Source organism: Arthrobacter sp. 8AJ, from assembly GCF_902506025.1.
Taxonomy (GTDB): Bacteria; Actinomycetota; Actinomycetes; order Actinomycetales; family Micrococcaceae; genus Arthrobacter.
Map to the genome: position 1 here is coordinate 488,182 of NZ_LR733289.1, position 17,282 is coordinate 505,463.

Consider the following 17,282-nt stretch of genomic DNA (forward strand, 5'->3'; position numbering starts at 1 on the left):
CATCCAGACACACAGGGCAACGCAGGCGCCCCCGCCCGTAACCTGTTTAAATGCCTCGTTTCGCACTGGACATCGAGTCCGTCCCCCGCCCCGCCCGTTCCCAGGAACTCCTGGACGCCGTGAACCACAGGGTGGTCATCGCCGACGGCGCCATGGGCACCATGCTGCAGGGCCGCGACCTCCAGCTCGACACGGACTTCCAGAACCTTGAGGGCTGCAACGAGATCCTCAACGACACCCGGCCGGACGTCATCGCCGACATCCACGACGCGTACTTCGCTACCGGCATCGACGCCGTGGAAACCAACACCTTCGGCGCCAACTGGTCCAACCTCTCCGACTACGGCATCGACGACCGCATCGAGGAACTGGCAAATAAGGGTGCCAGGATCGCCCGCGAACGCGCCGAAGCGGCAGAAGAAACAGACGGCCGCATGCGCTGGGTCCTCGGCTCCATGGGCCCCGGCACCAAACTCCCCAGCCTGGGCCACACCAGCTACGACTGGCTCAAGCAGACCTTCGCCCTGCAGGCCGAGGGCCTCATCGACGGCGGCGCGGACGCGTTCCTCATCGAAACCAGCCAAGACCTCCTGCAAACCAAAGCCGCCGTCAACGGCTGCAAGCAGGCCATCGTCTCCAAAGGCATCCGGCTCCCCATCTTCGTGGAAGTGACGGTCGAGACCACCGGCACCATGCTCATGGGCTCCGAAATCGGCGCCGCCCTCACCGCCCTGGAACCGCTCGGCGTCGACGCCATCGGCCTGAACTGCGCCACCGGCCCGGACGAGATGAGCGAACACCTCCGCCACCTCTCCAAGCAGTCCTCCGTCGCCATCGCCTGCATGCCCAACGCCGGCCTGCCCGTCCTCGGCGCCAACGGCGCGCACTACCCGCTCTCACCCGCCGAACTCGCCACCGCCCACGAACAATTCGTCCGCGAATTCGGACTGGGCCTGGTGGGCGGCTGCTGCGGTACGACGCCGGAACACATGGCCGCCGTCGTCGAACGTCTTGCGCCCTTCCGCGCCAAAGCCGTGCCCACCACAGCGGACAAAACAGCACCGGCACGAATCCCCACGGAACGCGAAGCCGGCGTCGCCTCCCTCTACCAGCACGTGAACTTCGACCAGGAGTCCGCCTACCTGGCCATCGGTGAGTGCACCAACGCCAACGGCTCCAAGGCCTTCCGCCAGGCCATGCTCGAAGAGCGCTGGGACGACTGCGTGGACATCGCCCGCGAACAGATCCGCGTCGGCGCCCACCTCCTGGACGTCTGCGTGGACTACGTGGGCCGCGACGGCGTCGCGGACGTCAAGGAGATCGTCTCCCGATTCGCCTCCGCCTCCACCCTCCCGCTGGTCATCGACTCCACCGAACCCCCCGTCCTGAAAGCCGGCCTGGAACTCATCGGCGGCCGCCCCGTGGTCAACTCGGTCAACTACGAGGACGGCGACGGCCCCAACAGCCGCTTCGCCCGCATCATGCCGCTGGTCAAGGAACACGGCACCGCCGTCATCGCCCTGACCATCAACGAAGAAGGCCAGGCCCGCACCACCGAGGGCAAGGTGGCCATCGCCTCACGCCTGGTCGACTCCCTGGTGGGCGAGTGGGGCATGCGCGTCGAGGACATCATCGTCGACTGCCTCACCTTCCCCGTCGCCACCGGCCAGGAGGAAACCCGCCGCGATGGCATCGAAACCATCGAAGCCATCCGCCAGATCACCGCGAAATACCCCGGCATCAACACCACCCTCGGCGTCTCCAACGTCTCCTTCGGCCTCAACCCGGCCGCCCGTATCGTGCTTAACTCCGTGTTCCTGCACGAAGCCGTCCAGGCCGGCCTGACCAGCGGCATCATCGACGCCGCCAAGATCGTCCCGCTCGCCTCCCTCCCGGAGGAACAGCGCAAGGTGGCCCTGGACCTGGTCTGGGACCGCCGCGAATACGACGCCGACGGCAACACCACCTACGACGCGCTGGCCCGCATGCTCGACATGTTCGCCGGCGTCGACACCGCAGCACTCAAGGACCAGCGCGCCGCCGAACTCGCTGCCCTCCCCACGGGCGCCCGCCTGGAACGGCGCATCATCGACGGCGAAGGCAAGGGCCTCGAAGCGGACCTCGACCTGGCCCGCAGCGAAGGCATGACCCCGCTGGGCATCATCAACGACCACCTGCTCGAGGGCATGAAGGTGGTGGGCGAACGGTTCGGCGCCGGCGAAATGCAGCTGCCGTTCGTGCTGCAGTCAGCCGAGGTCATGAAGAACGCCGTGGCCCTGCTCGAGCCGCACATGGAGAAGTCGGACTCCTCCGGCAAGGGCACCATGGTCATCGCCACCGTGCGCGGCGACGTGCACGACATCGGCAAGAACCTGGTGGACATCATCCTCACCAACAACGGCTACAAGGTCATCAACATCGGCATCAAGCAGGGCATCGCCGAGATCATCGCCGCCGCGGAGGAACACAACGCCGACGTCATCGGCATGTCCGGGCTGCTGGTGAAGTCCACCGTGGTGATGAAGGAAAACCTTGCGGAGCTGCAGTCCCGCGGCCTGGCCAAGAAGTGGCCGGTCATCCTGGGCGGCGCCGCCCTCACCCGCGCCTACGTGGAGCAGGACCTGGCCGAGCAGTTCGACGGCGTGGTCCGCTACGCCAAGGACGCCTTCGAGGGCCTGTCCCTCATGGAACCCCTGGTGCGCGTGGCCCGCGGTGAATCACCGGACGACGTCGGCCTGCCGCCGCTGAAGAAGCGCATCCACAAGGGCGGGGCAAAGTTCACCATCACCGAGCCCGAATCCATGCCCGGCCGGTCCGACGTCGCCACCGACAACCTGGTTCCCGTGCCGCCGTTCTGGGGCACCCGCATTGTCCGCGGCGTCTCGCTGCACGACTACTCCGCGTTCCTTGATGAGCGCGCCACCTTCATGGGCCAGTGGGGCCTCAAGCCCGGCCGCGGCGAGGACGGCGCCTCCTACGAGGAACTCGTGGAACGCGAAGGCCGGCCGCGCCTGCGCTACTGGCTGGACCGCATCCTGGGCGAAGGCATGCTGGACGCCTCCGTGGCGTACGGCTACTTTCCCGTAGTCTCCGAGGGCGAACAGGTGGTGGTCCTCCACCACGGAGAGGATCCCGACGGCGTCCTGGGCCAGGCAGGCCTGCTCGCCCCGGACGGTGGTTCAGGCGGCCCGATCGGCACCGACCGCCTGCGGTTCGATTTCCCGCGCCAGCGCCGCGACCGGCACCTGTGCCTGGCTGACTTCGTGAAGTCCCGCGAGTCTGGCCAGATCGACGTGCTGCCCGTGCAGCTGGTCACCGCCGGCTCCAAGATCGAAGAGTTCACCTCCAAGATGTTCGCGGCCAACCAGTACCGCGACTACTACGAGCTCAACGGCCTGGTCATGCAGCTCACTGAGGCGCTCGCCGAGTTCTGGCACGCCCGCGTCCGCAAGGAGCTCGGCTTCGCGTCCGAGGAACCCAAGGACACGGCAGGGTACTTCAAGCTCGACTACCGCGGCGCCCGCTTCTCGCTGGGCTACCCCGCCTGCCCGGACATGGAGGACCGCCGCAAGGTCACCGAGCTGCTGAAGCCCGAGCGCATGGGCGTCATCCTGAGCGACGAGTTGATGCTGCACCCCGAGCAGTCCACCGACGCGTTCGTGTTCCACCACCCGGAGGCCAAGTACTTCAAGGTGTGAGCTGGCGCCGCTTCCTGGAGTGCGCGGCTGGGGTGTGAGCGGAGCCGCCCTGGTCGTCGGCCGCCTGTGAGCCCTGTCCGCCGGGGCCCGTAACCCCGGACACCGGCTTCACCCGCCGCAGCGACGCGAGCACCGCACGGCCCACCACGGCGATGCCGATCACCGTGGTGACGGCGCGCAGGGTGTCCCAGCCAGCCGTCGACGTCAACAGCGAATACAGCAGGAAGCTGCTGAGGTTGGTGCCCAGCGGCGCGCCCGGAACGTAGGAGATACCGGTGCCGCCGCCCACCGCGAACGGCCAGAACCACAGGTTCAGCAGCAGCCCGAACACGTACGACGACACCACCCCGTAGGCCGCCAGCATCCACAGTTCGGCCCTGCCGCGCACCCGCCGCGGGAGCAAGCCTGCCCCGGCGCCCACCCACGCGCAGGCGAAGACCTGGAACGGCGTCCACGGCCCGATCCCGCCCCACAGCGCACTGGAGACGGCAATCGTCGCCGCACCGAGCAGCAGACCGAACCGGGCACCGAACGCGCGACCCGCAAGGATCAGCAGGATGAACACCGCCTCCACGCCGCCGACGCCGGTGCTCGCCACCCGCACGGCGGAACCGACGGCAGCCAGCACCCCGAGCAGCGCCACCGTGTGTGCGGAGCGGACGGATCCGTCCAGGGAAAGCACGACGGCGACGGCTGCCACGGGTGCGATGGCCAGGGCAATGTAGGGGGTGGAGGCGGCAGCGTCCTGGGGGAGTGCCGCGGCCAGCAGGGGCCAGCAAAAGGCCGCGAGGGCGGCCAGGTTGGCGAGGGCGAGGACAGCAAGCTCGGCGCTCCGCGGCATCCGGACCCGGTGGGGCTTCCTGGCGTCCGGTGCGTCTGGCTGTTCAGCGGTGGACGCCGCCGCCTGCGCTCCGGCAAGAGTAGGACGGGGTGCCGGGACGTACGGGTCCGGGGCAGGGACAGTTTCCAGGGATGGTGCCACGCCGTCGCGCATCGGGAGGATCCGGGCGCCCAGGCCGTGGGCGAAGTCGAGGTCGTGCGTGGCGATCAGGACCGCGGCACCGTCCTCGGCAGCGGTACGCAGGGCCGCCGCCACAGCAGTCCGTGCGGCAGGATCGAGCCCGCGCGTGGGTTCGTCGATGAGCAGTACATCCGGGTCATCCATGGTCTGCAGGGCGATGGCCAGGATCCTGCGCTCGCCGGCAGAAAGGTCCCGCGGATGCCCGTTCCCGATGGGAATATGGACGCCTCCTCGCAGCCGGGTAAGGCGGGCCGTCGCGGTCCCGGCAGCAACCGCCGTGCCGTTCTTCCGGCGCGCCAGCCGCCGCTCCGCCGACCGCAGCTCGCCCGTGACCGTGTCCCTGGTGAAGAGGTCGTCCGACGCGTCCGGCACCAGGGCGACCCGGCCCCCGTCGGACGTTGTCCCCGTACCCTCACCCAGAGCCAGCGCCACCAGGAGGGACGACTTCCCGGCCCCGTTGGGCCCAACCAGGGCCACGATCTCGCCGCGGTGCAGGGCGAGCGAGGCGTCGCGGACCAGCGTCGCGCCTTTCCGGTGTACCTCGAGGTGGGTCGCCGTCAACACGGGGGCGTGGCCGTGATCCGGAACGGCAGTCGGCCGGGCATCGGCGGGAGCGGAGGGGGAGGGTGCGGTGCCCGGCACCAGCGCGCTGTCCTGCATGGTCCACCAGGAGTCAGCCACCGGAACCAGGGCCGCGGCCCGGTGCTCGGCCACGATAACGCACACGCCGTTTTCGCGGGCCAGGGTACTGAGCACGGCGATGACGCGGCTGCGTGCCGTGGCATCGAGGTCGGCCAGGGGCTCGTCCACCAGCAATAGCCGGGGCTGGTCCACGACGGCGGCGGCAATGGCCACCAGCGTTGCCTCACCTGCCGAGAGGGTGCTGACGTCCCGGTCCAGCAGCGCGGACACTCCGACCCGATCTGCCACCTCCAGCACCCGGGCCTTTGCGGCGGCGGAGGGCACGCCACGAAGTTCGAGGGCCAGGGCAATGTCGTCCCGGACCCGGGTGGTCGCAAAGGCTGCGCGCGGATTCTGCAGGACGACGCCCATCAACCCCGCGGTATCACGCGGGGGAGCGCTGGCGCGGTCCGTCCCGGCTATCTGCACCGTGCCGGACAGCGCGCCACCGTCCACGTGCGAAAGGATGCCCGCGAGGCCGCGCAGGATGGTGGACTTGCCGGAGCCGGTGGGCCCGGTGATCACCGCGACGGACCCAGCCGGCGGTGCAAAGGAGTCAGCCCTGATGCGCGTGTCAGCGATGCGGAACTGTGCGTCGCGCACCAGGAGCGGGCCGTCGTCGTGATGTCCTTGGCGGGATGCCCGGCTGCCGAAGCCGCGCAGCTCCAGGGCCGCGGCAATGCGGCCGGCATGTTCCAGGGTGCGTTCGAGGACGGGCACCAGGGCGCGGGGGCCGAAGCGTTCGCCGCGGAGCCGGAAGGCGAGGCGCACCGAGGCCACGGCGTCGGCCAGGGCCGGGAGGGCCGCCCACGCCACCACCAGCATGCGGGCCACGCCCTGCAGGGGGCCGCCGCGGGCCAGGCGGACGAAGCCACGGGACACATCCACCCAGGCGTTGAGCAGGCCGAAGCCGAGGATCGTTGCGGCGATCGGCAGCGCTGACAGCACCGCCGCCCAGAGCCCCGGGGCCGTGATGGTGCCCAGGAACACCACGTGGGCGTACGGGGCGGGGAGCCTCAGCGGCGGAAGGTCCAGCAGGACCGGGGTACCGGTGGCCGCCCCGTTGAAAAGGGCCCGGTAGGCGACCCGTGCCGCGATGAACACAGCAGCGAGAACCGCCGCTGCGCGCAACGGCGCGGGCCGGAAGGTCATGACGCGGGTGCTGCCGGTTCGTTGTCCACGGTGTAGAGCAGTTCAAGGCTCTCGCCGGGGTTGAGCTTCAGGCTGTCCAGGCCTTCCTGCGCGTAAGCCCACGTGCCGGCGGCGGGCTTCACCCAGAGCGCCCAATACGAGACAGTGTTTTTGTCATCGCACGCTTCACGGGTGGTGCCACCCTTGTGCTTGATGTCGAAGTCCGCGGCGGGCACTCCGTTGACGCGGCACGCGAAGCTCGTGGGGTACTTGGCGGTGCCCTCGGTCTTGATCTTGGCCTGTTCGAGGACCTTGGCGGCCACGGTGGGGCCATCCACGGACACGCAGGCGGAGGTGTCGGCGGCGGACTGCTTCAGGGCGCCCGAATCGACGATGACCTTCACGCCGGCGCAGGGGCCGGCAGAGGTTGAAGCGGCGCTGGCGCTCGACGAAGCCGCTGCAGATGAGGCAGGGGCCGGGGAGCTTGGCTGGGTGGAGGCCGGCGTGGAACAGGCGGCGAGGGTAAGCAGGAGGCCTGCGGCGGCGAGGGAGCCCGCGGACGCGGTGCGGAGTTTAGTCAATGTCACCTGTCAAGGGTAGGGCGTTGGCGCTCCGGAGCGGATGGCCGTTCCGTTCTGTGACGCGGGCCCTCGCCCACCGCTGGCCCGACCAACGCAAAAGGGCCGACGGCGGCACTCAAGCGAGTGCCGCCGTCGGCCCCTTCTGCTGTGGTGTTGCTAGCCCTCGGTTGCCATCGCCGCGTTGGCCGGCACCGCGTCCTCCGCGGGATCGAACCTGGGGTCGTTGGACGACGGGTGGGCGGCGACTGCCGCGGCGTGTTCGGCCAGCACCCCGGTCTGATGGCGGATCTTCAGGCGGTAGAGCAGTGCCCCGCCAATCACCACGGCGGCCACGAAGAACACCCCGCCCCACTGCAGGTACCACTCGAACGGCGGCACCGAGTTGTAGATCTCCGGGCGGGGCCACACCAGGTTGATGGTCATCGCGGCGCCCCACAGGACGGCGAGGATGTTCACCGGAAGGCCCCACTTGCCCATGGTGAACCCGGGCTCGGATCCGTCTGCGACGAGCGGCCACTTCTTCTGTAACCGCTTGCGGAGCAGGGGGACCGTGACCAGAAGGTAGGACAGGTAGATCAGCACGATGCTGATGCTGGATAGGATGGTGAAGATGGCCGGCTGCATCACGTTGACCAGCAGCGGGATGACAGCGATGACGCCGATGACGATGGCCGCCACCGTCGGGGTCCGGCGGACCGGATCCACCTTGCTGAGCTGGCGGCTGAAGGGCAGGTTGTTGTCGCGGGCCATGGCGAACATCATGCGGATCGCGGCGGCGTGGACGGCCAGGGTGCAGACCACCACGGCCACCACGATGCAGGCCAGGAAGGCCTTGCCGAAGGGGCCGCCCAGGACGGAGAGCACGATGTGCTGCAGGCCGCCGTCGGGGGAGCCGATCTGCGGGTCACTGAGGTCCGGTGCGGCCAGGATGCCGAACAGCAGGATTCCGCCGCCCAGCAGGAACGACGCCGTGACGGCGCGCAGGATGGCCTTGGGAGCGGTCTTCTTGGGGTCCTTGGTTTCCTCGCCCAGCGAGCTGGCTGTATCGAAGCCGTACATGACGTACCCGGAGGCCATGGCACCGATCAGGAAGACGCCGAAGAAGCCCAGGTCCTTGCCTTCCCCGAAACCGGCCGTATCAAAGAAGACCTCCGGCCCGCGCACCACGTGCCAGCCCAGTGCCAGGATCAGCAGCACGGCGGCGATGAGCTCCACGAAGACGCCGATGCTGTTGATCCGGGTCATCAGCTTCACGCCGAACGCGTTGATGAGCGTGGAGATGGTGATCATGATGGTGGCCAGCACCACGCCGTTCATGGCGAAGTCGTAAGGGCCGGTGCCGTCACCGACGAACTGGAAGCCGGACCACAGCTGGGGGAGGGTGATCTGCAGGGCCAGTGCCACCGAGCCCAGCGCCATGATGGAGGACAGCAGCAGCAGCCAGCCGGCCAGCCAGGACGAGGTCCCGGAGGACAGCCGCTTGGCCCAGTTGTAGACCGAGCCCGCCACGGGGTAGCGGCCGGCCAGCTCGGCGAAACAGAGGGCAACCATCAGCTGGCCGACGAACACGATGGGCCAGGACCAGGCGTACGCCGGGCCGGCCATGGAAAAGCCGAAGTAGAACAGTTGGAAGACACCGGTGAGGATGGAGATGTAGCTGACACCGGCGGCGAAGCTGGCGAATTTGCCGATGCTCCGGTCGAGGGTCTGGGTGTAGCCAAATTCATCCATGCCGCTTGAATCAATACTCTTGCTGGGTTCCAATATGGACTCCTAGATCAGAAAAGCACGATGGGACCGGCCGCCCTGGGGTGCGGCGAGATAACGTTCTGCGGGGGCCGCCATTGTTGGGCAATGCGGCCCCTTGATGACCCGCCGCTCAGGCGAGGGACGTGGTGAGCTCCTTCTCTTCCAGGGCGTCGGCGCCGGCATAGTCCGCCTTGATGAGATCGGCACAGCGCTCGCCGATCATCATGACGGTGATGTTGGGGTTGACGGTGACGTGTTCGGGCATGACGGACGCATCGGCCACGCGGAGGCCGGTGACGCCCTTGACCCGCAGCTCTGGATCCAGCGGCGACATGTCGTCGTCGGCCGGGCCCAGGCGGACGGTGCCCACGGGGTGGTAGACGGTGTTGTGGGTCTTGCGGATGTAGTCCTGCAGTTCCTCATCGGTCTGCGCCTCGATGCCTGGCGAGAGCTCCCGGCCGGTCCATTCCGCCATTGCGGGCTGGGCGGCGATCTCGCGGGCCTTGCGGATGCCGGCCACCATGACGCGCATGTCGTGGCCGTCCGGGTCCGTGAAGTAGCGGGGGTCCACCATCGGCTTGTCGCGGAAGTCGCGGCTGCGCAGCCGAACGGTGCCGCGGGAGCGGGCATGGGTGACGTTCGGGGTGAGGCTGAACCCGTTCTCCGTGGTGGGGTAGCCGTGACGCAGCGTGTTCATGTCGAACGGGACCGAGCCGTAGTGCATCATCAGGTCAGGGCGGTCCAGGCCGTCCTCCGTGGGGGTGAAGATGCCGATCTCCCACCACTGGGTGGAGGTCTGCACCATGGGCTGTTTGGCCTCGAACTGCACCACGCCTTCCGGGTGGTCCTGCAGGTTCTCACCGACGCCGGGCGAGTCCACCAGCACCTCGATGCCGTGCTGGGCCAGGTGTTCCGCCGGGCCGATGCCGGAGAGCATGAGCAGCTTGGGGGAGTCGATGGCGCCGGTGGACACGATGACCTCACGGCGGGCGGTAAGCCGGTGGGTCCGGCCGAACGCCCCGTCCACCACGTCCACGCCGGTGCAGCGCTTGTCCGCGTCGATCACCAGCTGGCGGGCCCGCAGGCCGGTCAGCAGGGTGAAGTTGGGGCGGTCCACGATGGGGTGGATGTAGGACACGGAACTGGAGGAACGGGTACCGTCTGCGCGGCGGTTGATCTGGAAGAAGTTCGCGCCGTTCACCACGGTGGTGCCGGTGTTGAACTTCGCGCGGGGGATGCCCGCCTGTTCACAGGCGTCCAAAAGGGCGACGCCGGCAGGGTCCGCCGGGGGCACGTTCATCAGGTGCACGGGGCCGGAGTCCCCGTGGTGCGGAGCGTCGGGGCCGGCGTCCTGGTTGGTTTCCAGCCGCTTGTAGAGCGGCCAGGCGGCATCGGCGTTCCAGCCGGTGGCGCCGTACTTGGACTCCCATTCGTCCAGGTCCTCGCGCGGGGCCCAGAAGGCGATGCAGGAGTTGTGGCTGGAGCAGCCGCCCATGACTTTGGCACGGGCGTGGCGCATGAAGGAGTTGCCGTTTTCCTGCGGCTCGATGGGGTAATCCCAGTCGTACCCGGATTCCAGCAGTTCCATCCAGCGGTCCAGCTGCAGGATCTCGGGGATGTTCCGGTCGTCCGGGCCCGCCTCGACGAGGGCCACGGTCACGTCCGGATCCTCGCTGAGCCGTGCCGCCACGGCGGCCCCGGCGGACCCGCCGCCGATGACGACGTAGTCGAACCCACGGTCGCTCACGTCCTCGATGTTGTCGTAGTGCATCTAGTTCTCCTTGCTGTGGTCAGCGAACCAGCCGGTGACCAGCGGGCTGGTGTTCTGGTAGATGTGCTTGGCTTCCTGGTACTCAGCCAGGCCCGTGGGGCCCAGCTCGCGGCCGACGCCGGACTGGCCGAAGCCGCCCCACTCGGCCTGGGGGAGGTAGGGGTGGTAGTCGTTGATCCAGATGGTGCCGTGCCGCAGCCGGGACGCGACGCGCTGCGCCTTGCCGGCGTCCTGGGTCCACACCGCGCCGGCCAGGCCGTAGATGGTGTCGTTCGCAGTGGCCACGGCCTCGTCCTCGGTGCGGAAGGTTTCCACCGTGACCACCGGGCCGAACGCCTCGTCGGTGACCACGGACATGCCGCGGGAGACGCGGTCCAGAATGGTGGGCTGGTAGTAGAACCCGGCGTCGTACTTCTCCCCGGACGGTGCCGCGCCGCCCGTGCGGAGCCGCGCGCCCTCCTGAATGCCGCGCTGGACGTAGGCATGGACCTTGTCCCGGTGGGCGGCGGAGATCAGCGGGCCGGTCTCGGCCTCGTCGTCGAAGGGGCCACCCAGCCGGATGCCCTCTGCGCGGCGGACCAGTTCGTCCACGAAGCGGTCCGCGATGGATTCCTCCACCAGCAGCCGGGCGCCTGCGGAGCAAACCTGGCCGGAGTGGACGAACGCGCCGTTCAGGGCGTTGTCCACGGCGGCGTCGAAGTCCGTGTCGGCGAACACCACGTTGGGGTTCTTGCCGCCGAGCTCCAGCGCCACCTTCTTGACGGTGGCCGCAGCGGAAGCGGCGATGCGCTTGCCGGTTTCCAGGCCGCCGGTGAAGGAGACAAGGTCGACGTCGGGGTGTTCCGAGAGCGGGGCGCCAGCCTGGGCGCCGGCACCGGTGACGAGGTTGGCCACGCCGTCCGGGAGGCCGAGGTCCTGCAGCAGCTGCATGGCCAGGATGCTGGTGGACGGGGTCAGCTCGGAGGGCTTGAGGACGAACGTGCAGCCGGCGGCCAGTGCGGGGGCGATCTTCCACGCCGCCTGGAGCAGGGGATAGTTCCACGGCGTGATGAGTCCGCAGACGCCCACGGGTTCGTAGACGATCCTGCTGACGACGGCGGCGTCCCCGGCGTCCACCACCCGGCCCGCCTGCTGCCCGGCGAGCCTGCCGAAGTACTCGAAGCAGGCGGCGATGTCGTCCATGTCGATGCGGCTTTCCACCATCCGCTTGCCGGTGTCCAGCGATTCCGCGCGGGCAAACTTTTCCCGGCGTTCCCGCAGTCCGGCGGCGACTTTCAGGAGGAAGGCGCCACGCTCCGGTGCCGGGACGCTGGACCAGGCGCCGGAGTCGAAGGCGGCGCGGGCCGCCGCGATGGCACGTTCGGCATCTTCCCGGCCTGCCTCGGACACGGTGGCCACCAGCTCCCCGTCTGCGGGGTTGCGGATTTCACGCACCGCGCCGGACGCCGCCGGCTCCCACCTGCCGTTGATGAACAGGGAGGAGGCGGGCTTGGTTTCAGTGCTGGGGGCGGCTTCCTGGGCCGGTGTGGCGTAAGTCATAGGAAGGACAGTAATGCACGTTGAACAAGTGTTCAATACTTTCCTTGAACACTTGTTCAATGCTCATCGCGCGGCTACTGTTGCCCCTGGAGTGGGTGTTTCAGGGCTGTGAGGGGCCCTGGGCGTCGCGGTTGTCGTCCGGGACCGGTGCGAGCGCGATCTGCTCCGTGCGCGCAATGCTCCGCTGGATGGAGGCCTTGTCCACCCCGAGCAGCGCCGTCAGCCACACGCCGTTCTGGATGACCACGATGTCCGACGCCCGCTCCCTGCACGCTTCCCAGGACAGTCCGGGCCTGGCGCTGGACACCAGCGCCGCGAGCCCGTCGATGTACCGGTCGAAGGCGGCGGCGTTGATCTGTGCGTAGTCCTCGTCCGCCTGGGCCAGGGCCCACAGGTGCAGGCGCAGGGACAGGTAGCGGGTGGTCAGCAGGTCAGCGCCGGCAACGCGCCGGAGCGCGCGGCGCAGCTGTTCATCGGGGGTAACCGACGGGTCTGGGGCGACCAGTAAAAGGTCATGCTCATCCACGCGGCGTAGGGCAGCGCGGATCAGGGTGGTCTTGTCGTCGTAGTAGTAGTTGACCAGGCCCAGTGCCACGCCGGCTTCCCGCGCCACGGCGCGCATGCTCACGCCCGAAATCCCGTGGCGGGACAGCAGGTCCATTGCCGCTTCGAGGATGCGGGTCTGCCTGTCCACTTGTTCGCCGGAAGTCACGGCACTGGTCCCCATCTGGCCAGACTATTGCCTAACACTGCACGTGCATAACGCGGTACCGCCACGCCCTCCCCGCAGCCCGATGGGGCTGATGATGTTTGAAGCCTTCTTCCGCAGGGCACGGTGGTTGTACACCGGGATTGACCAGTACAGCTTGGAGAACGATGGAAAGCGCAAGCCTTATTGCCCTCTTGTTTGCCGGCGCCGTCCGCGCGGGCGAAAGTGCGCAGCCCCACGCGCCGCAACTCAGCGCGAAGCCCGGGTGGAAGCGGGCCGCGTGGCTGGCGTTCAGGAGCAGGACGGCGACTTTCCTGCACCGGCTGGCCTGGGCGCTGGAACCGGACCCGCGCTGACGCAGAAGAAGCCCTGCCGGGCGCCGTAACATGGCCGGCCCGGCTCAGGGCTGGGCGTGGTCGGCGCGCTCCAGCAGGCGGGACACCCCGTAGCCGATGACCAAGCCCCAGAACGCTGCGTGGATGTTGAAGAGGTTCATGCCGGAAATGGTCACCACGAACGTCACCAGCGAACCCATGGTGAAGCTGGTGGCAAAGGCCGTGACGAAGGCCTGCTGTAGGGCCCGCAGCATTGCGATGCCGCCCAGTGCCAGGACGAACTCCTTGGGCGCGGCCAGCATCAGCCGGGTCAGGGTGGGGGCAAACGCTGCGAACACCAGGGCCAGGAGACCGTACGCCACGGCAGCCGTGTATTGGCGCTCCCTCTTCCCGGACGAGGTCAGCAGGGCGTTGGTGGGGCCTGTGACGCAGGCCGAAACGGCGCCGAAACCGGCATTGAGCACTGAAAAAGCGCCGGAGGCAATGGCGAAGGCGTTCACGGGCGGACGGTGCCCGGCGGCGCGGAGGACGGCGATGCCCTGGCCGTTTTGGACAAACAGCACGGTGAGGGCCAGGGGAACCACCAGTTCCAGCTGGGCAGCCCACGTGAATTCAGGGGCGGTGAACACCGGGGTGGCCAGGAGCTGCCCGCCGGGGGACAGCCTGAACTGCCCGCTGGCCGCCACGGCGATGCAGCCTGCCACCAGGGTGCCCAGGACCGGCGGCAGGAACCTGCCAAGCCCGGGAACTGCGGTGAGGACCAGGAACGCGGCCACCATCGGAGCAGCCACGGCCGGGTTGTCCTGGGTGGAGGCAACGATGTCTGTGCCGAACTTCAGGAACACCGCGGCCACCATGGCCATCACCAGCGGCATGGGCACCAGTGCCATGGCTTTACGCACCACCCCGGTGGCACCCAGGGCGAGGATCAGCACGCCCGAGGTGAAGAAGGCCCCGACGACTTCGGGGAAGGCCAGGTGCTGAAGGGACGGTCCCAGGAGCACCGTGCCGGGGATGGACCAGGCGAAGCCCAGGGGCTGCCGGTAAATGAGCGACATCAGCAGCGTGGCCGCCCCGCCGGAAAAGAGGATGCCAAAAACCCAGGACGACAGCTGGCCCTGGGTCAGGCCGCCGGCCGTCCCCACGGCCAGGGTGACGGCGATGGGTCCGGACGCCGCGAAAATGAGCCCGATGGCCCCGTTGGAGACATAGGACAGTTCCAGGTCGCGAAGAATCCGGCGGGGACCCGCGGGCCGGACCCCCGGGCGTTCCAGCAGGGGTTCCGGCGCCGGCGCCGGCGGGGCTGACCCGACGGATGTGGCGGCCGGGTCGGGGCGGGGATGGCTCATCGGAACTCCTGGCTGGCGCGGAAAAACCGGAGGCGCTCCGAAGCATCAGCTCCGGAGCGCCTCCGTGCGGGGGTGTCTCCCAGTTTGCGTGCTACTTCTTCTGGCCCTGCTTTGCCAGGACGTAGTCATAAACTACTTCCTCGCCCTTGCCGTCGGTACGGGGGCGCGGGTCCAGCATCAGTTCAGGCTTCACTGCCGAGGCGATGTCGTCCGAGTTGTGGGGATCGCCGGGGAAGTACAGCTGCTGCGTGACCGGCTCGTAGCCCGGCGCGGACACCTTGATGTGGATGTGCGCGGGACGCCAGGCGTGCCAGCCCGCGGCGTTGATCAGCTGCCCGCAGGCGCCGTCCGTAGGGATCTGGTAGGGCGCCGGACGCATGGTGTTGATCTCGAACCGGCCGTCGTCGGAGGCCTTGACGGTGGCCCGGAAGAGCCACTCGGGCATGCCCGGGGCGTACTGGGAGTAGAAGCCGGCGGCGTCCGCGTGCCAGATCTCCACCTGGGCACCCTGGATGGGGTTGCCGTCGGTGTCGGTGAACTGGCCGGTGAACCGCAGCGGAGTGCCCTCTTCGTCGTCGCGCATTTCCACGGTGGCGGGCGTCTGGAGTTCCGGAGAGCCGGGAACGTAGTAGGGACCCTCGATGGTGCCGACGGTGCCGGGACGGTCCTGGGAGTTCACGTCCTCAACGGTGTGTTCCAGCCAGACGTCGAGGAACAGCGGCCATTCACCGTCCGTGCCCACCTTGATCAGCCAGGCTTTGAGGGCGTTGTATTCCTCGTAGGTGACGTGGTGCTCGACGACGATGTCGTTGGCGGCCTTGATCAGTGCGCCGGCCAGCAGGCTCACCCGTTCCTTGGATACATCCACCCGGGAGAGCTTGCCTGACGCGGCGAACCGTTCGGTTGCCTTGGAGCCTGCTTCGACGGCGGTGCCTTCGTTTTCCGTGCGGCTGTCCGTTGGGGTTTGGGTCATGACGATGTCCACCTTCTTCATTGAATGGGACAGGAAGGGCTCCTGCTCCGCACGCGGCCCGCGGGGCGGGACGTTCCACCTGCCCTGCTCGGCACCGCGTGATCTTGGTCTCAAGCGTAGGCCCGGAGATAAGGACGCTACAAATATCAACTAGGCGTCTTTTGAGTCATTATCAGTACATAAAGACACCCTTGGTGGAACCTAGGCATTTGCCTGATGTGAGGCCAATCACGAGCGGCAAGAATTGCTGGACAACGTCCGCCGCCGAAGCCTCTTCCCGAGTGGACCTCCGCCCATCCGTCCAGCAATCTCCAATGAAGGAGCACGCCATGACCGAGAACCTGATCCATGCCCGCGAGGTCCTTGCCGACGCCGTGATCGACGACCGCGAGAACGGCGTCATCCGGGCCAAGCGCGAGATCTTCACCGACCAGGAGATCTTCGAACTCGAGATGAAGCACATCTTCGAAGGCAACTGGGTGTACCTCGCCCACGAGTCGCAGATCCCCAACGTGGGGGACTACTTCACCACCTACATCGGCCGGACCCCCGTGATGATCACCCGGGACAAGGACGGGCAGCTGAACTGCCTGGTCAACGCCTGTTCGCACCGCGGCGCCATGCTGTGCCGCCGCAAGACGGACAACCGCACCACCTTCACCTGCCCGTTCCACGGCTGGACCTTCAAGAACTCCGGCGAGCTGCTGAAGGTCAAGGACTCCCGGAACGCCGGCTACCCCGAGACCTTCAACAAGGAAGGCTCACACGACCTCACCAAGGTGGCCCGCTTCGAGTCCTACCGCGGCTTCCTGTTCGGCTCGCTGAAGGCCGACGTGCTCCCGCTCGAGGAACACCTCGGGGACGCCACCAAGGTCATCGACTCCATCGTTGACCAGTCGCCCGAAGGCCTGGAAGTGCTGCGCGGTTCCTCCACCTACACCTATGACGGCAACTGGAAGGTCCAGGCCGAGAACGGCGCCGACGGCTACCACGTCACCGCCGTGCACTGGAACTACGCAGCCACCACGGCCCGCCGCAGCGCCGGTGACTCCGCCAACAAGACCAAGGCCATGGACGCCGGCAAGTGGGGCAAGGTCAAGGGCGGCTTCTACTCCTACGACCACGGCCACCTGTTGCTGTGGCAGGAATGGACCAACCCCCAGGACCGCCCGCTCTGGGACCGCCGCGACGAGCTTGTGGCCAAGTACGGCGAGGAGATGGCCAACTTCATGATCAACATCTCCCGCAACCTCTGCCTGTACCCGAACGTCTACATCATGGACCAGTTCTCCTCGCAGATCCGCCACTTCCGGCCGATCTCCGCGGACCAGACCGAGGTGACCATCTACTGCATCGCCCCCAAGGGCGAGTCCCAGGAGAACCGTTCAAAGCGCATCCGCCAGTACGAGGACTTCTTCAACGCCACGGGCATGGCCACCCCGGACGACCTGGAGGAATTCCGCTCCTGCAACAAGACTTACTGGGCCACCAGCGCACCGTGGAACGACATGACCCGCGGCTCCACCCACGAGATCGCCGGACCGGATGAGCAGGCGCAGGCCCTGGGCATGAACCGGGTGATCGCCTCCGGCGTGCGCACCGAAGATGAGGGGCTCTACCCCATCCAGCACGGGTACTGGAAGGAAGTCATGGACCGGGCGCTGGCGGAGGAAGAGGAGCGTTCCGCCCTGGATTCCGTTCCCGTCACCGCCTGAGAGAGCCCGCCGGAACCACAGAGAGCGCAG

11 protein-coding genes are annotated in these 17,282 nt (G+C 68.0%); 3 read left to right on the top strand and 8 right to left on the bottom strand.

Translation table 11 applies throughout. From position 1 onward, the window contains the following. Window positions 1–50 precede the first annotated feature (50 nt). Window positions 51–3,698, top strand: a complete 3,648-nt coding sequence (gene metH / locus BACI349Y_RS02245; RefSeq protein WP_159630073.1) for a methionine synthase — start codon at window positions 51–53, stop codon at window positions 3,696–3,698. On the opposite strand, the gene BACI349Y_RS02250 is transcribed toward metH, so the two are convergent. The 6 genes from BACI349Y_RS02250 to BACI349Y_RS02275 form a co-directional block, all read right to left on the bottom strand. Beyond that, window positions 3,688–6,552, bottom strand: a complete 2,865-nt coding sequence (locus BACI349Y_RS02250; RefSeq protein WP_159630075.1) for an ATP-binding cassette domain-containing protein — start codon at window positions 6,550–6,552, stop codon at window positions 3,688–3,690. The two genes, metH and BACI349Y_RS02250, sit on opposite strands and share 11 nt — an antisense overlap. Continuing rightward, complete coding sequence (locus BACI349Y_RS02255; protein ID WP_236560691.1) at window positions 6,549–7,118, bottom strand: hypothetical protein; 570 nt, start codon at window positions 7,116–7,118, stop codon at window positions 6,549–6,551. Before BACI349Y_RS02255 ends, BACI349Y_RS02250 begins: the two co-directional genes overlap by 4 nt. 150 nt (window positions 7,119–7,268) lie before the next feature. After that, window positions 7,269–8,843, bottom strand: coding sequence for an APC family permease (locus BACI349Y_RS02260; protein ID WP_236560693.1), 1,575 nt, complete (start codon window positions 8,841–8,843; stop codon window positions 7,269–7,271). 148 nt (window positions 8,844–8,991) lie between these two features. Next, window positions 8,992–10,632, bottom strand: coding sequence for a GMC family oxidoreductase (locus BACI349Y_RS02265; RefSeq protein WP_159630079.1), 1,641 nt, complete (start codon window positions 10,630–10,632; stop codon window positions 8,992–8,994). Beyond that, window positions 10,633–12,171 carry an aldehyde dehydrogenase family protein gene (locus BACI349Y_RS02270; RefSeq protein WP_159630081.1) on the bottom strand — a complete coding sequence of 513 codons (1,539 nt, stop codon included), beginning with the start codon at window positions 12,169–12,171 and terminating at the stop codon, window positions 10,633–10,635. Window positions 12,172–12,271: 100 nt separating this feature from the next. Continuing rightward, a complete protein-coding gene (locus BACI349Y_RS02275; protein WP_159630083.1) occupies window positions 12,272–12,898 on the bottom strand; it encodes a TetR/AcrR family transcriptional regulator in 627 nt (208 codons plus the stop codon). 149 nt (window positions 12,899–13,047) lie between these two features. Between BACI349Y_RS02275 and BACI349Y_RS02280 the strand changes: the two genes are divergently transcribed. Beyond that, window positions 13,048–13,236: a hypothetical protein gene (locus tag BACI349Y_RS02280; RefSeq protein ID WP_159630085.1), complete on the top strand. Its 189-nt coding sequence runs from the start codon at window positions 13,048–13,050 to the stop codon at window positions 13,234–13,236. A gap of 44 nt (window positions 13,237–13,280) precedes the next feature. Here the strand turns inward: BACI349Y_RS02280 and BACI349Y_RS02285 are convergent, their stop codons facing one another. Continuing rightward, entirely contained in the window at window positions 13,281–14,564 is a 1,284-nt protein-coding gene (locus tag BACI349Y_RS02285) for a benzoate/H(+) symporter BenE family transporter (protein ID WP_159630087.1), read from the bottom strand. Window positions 14,565–14,655: 91 nt separating this feature from the next. After that, window positions 14,656–15,537, bottom strand: coding sequence for a catechol 1,2-dioxygenase (catA, locus tag BACI349Y_RS02290; RefSeq protein ID WP_201302374.1), 882 nt, complete (start codon window positions 15,535–15,537; stop codon window positions 14,656–14,658). 329 nt (window positions 15,538–15,866) lie between these two features. Here catA and benA point away from each other — a divergent pair, with 329 nt between their 5' ends. Continuing rightward, window positions 15,867–17,252, top strand: a complete 1,386-nt coding sequence (gene benA, locus BACI349Y_RS02295) for a benzoate 1,2-dioxygenase large subunit (RefSeq protein WP_159630091.1) — start codon at window positions 15,867–15,869, stop codon at window positions 17,250–17,252. Window positions 17,253–17,282 lie beyond the last annotated feature (30 nt).

What these genes read in the sequence shown, in the direction of transcription:
- metH (WP_159630073.1), top strand. Translation starts at nt 51, where the DNA reads ATGCCTCGTTTCGCACTGGACATCGAGTCCGTCCCCCGCCCCGCCCGT.
- BACI349Y_RS02250 (WP_159630075.1), bottom strand. Translation starts at nt 6,552, where the DNA reads ATGACCTTCCGGCCCGCGCCGTTGCGCGCAGCGGCGGTTCTCGCTGCT.
- BACI349Y_RS02260 (WP_236560693.1), bottom strand. Translation starts at nt 8,843, where the DNA reads ATGGATGAATTTGGCTACACCCAGACCCTCGACCGGAGCATCGGCAAA.
- BACI349Y_RS02265 (WP_159630079.1), bottom strand. Translation starts at nt 10,632, where the DNA reads ATGCACTACGACAACATCGAGGACGTGAGCGACCGTGGGTTCGACTAC.
- BACI349Y_RS02270 (WP_159630081.1), bottom strand. Translation starts at nt 12,171, where the DNA reads ATGACTTACGCCACACCGGCCCAGGAAGCCGCCCCCAGCACTGAAACC.
- BACI349Y_RS02275 (WP_159630083.1), bottom strand. Translation starts at nt 12,898, where the DNA reads ATGGGGACCAGTGCCGTGACTTCCGGCGAACAAGTGGACAGGCAGACC.
- BACI349Y_RS02280 (WP_159630085.1), top strand. Translation starts at nt 13,048, where the DNA reads ATGGAAAGCGCAAGCCTTATTGCCCTCTTGTTTGCCGGCGCCGTCCGC.
- BACI349Y_RS02285 (WP_159630087.1), bottom strand. Translation starts at nt 14,564, where the DNA reads ATGAGCCATCCCCGCCCCGACCCGGCCGCCACATCCGTCGGGTCAGCC.
- catA (WP_201302374.1), bottom strand. Translation starts at nt 15,537, where the DNA reads ATGACCCAAACCCCAACGGACAGCCGCACGGAAAACGAAGGCACCGCC.
- benA (WP_159630091.1), top strand. Translation starts at nt 15,867, where the DNA reads ATGACCGAGAACCTGATCCATGCCCGCGAGGTCCTTGCCGACGCCGTG.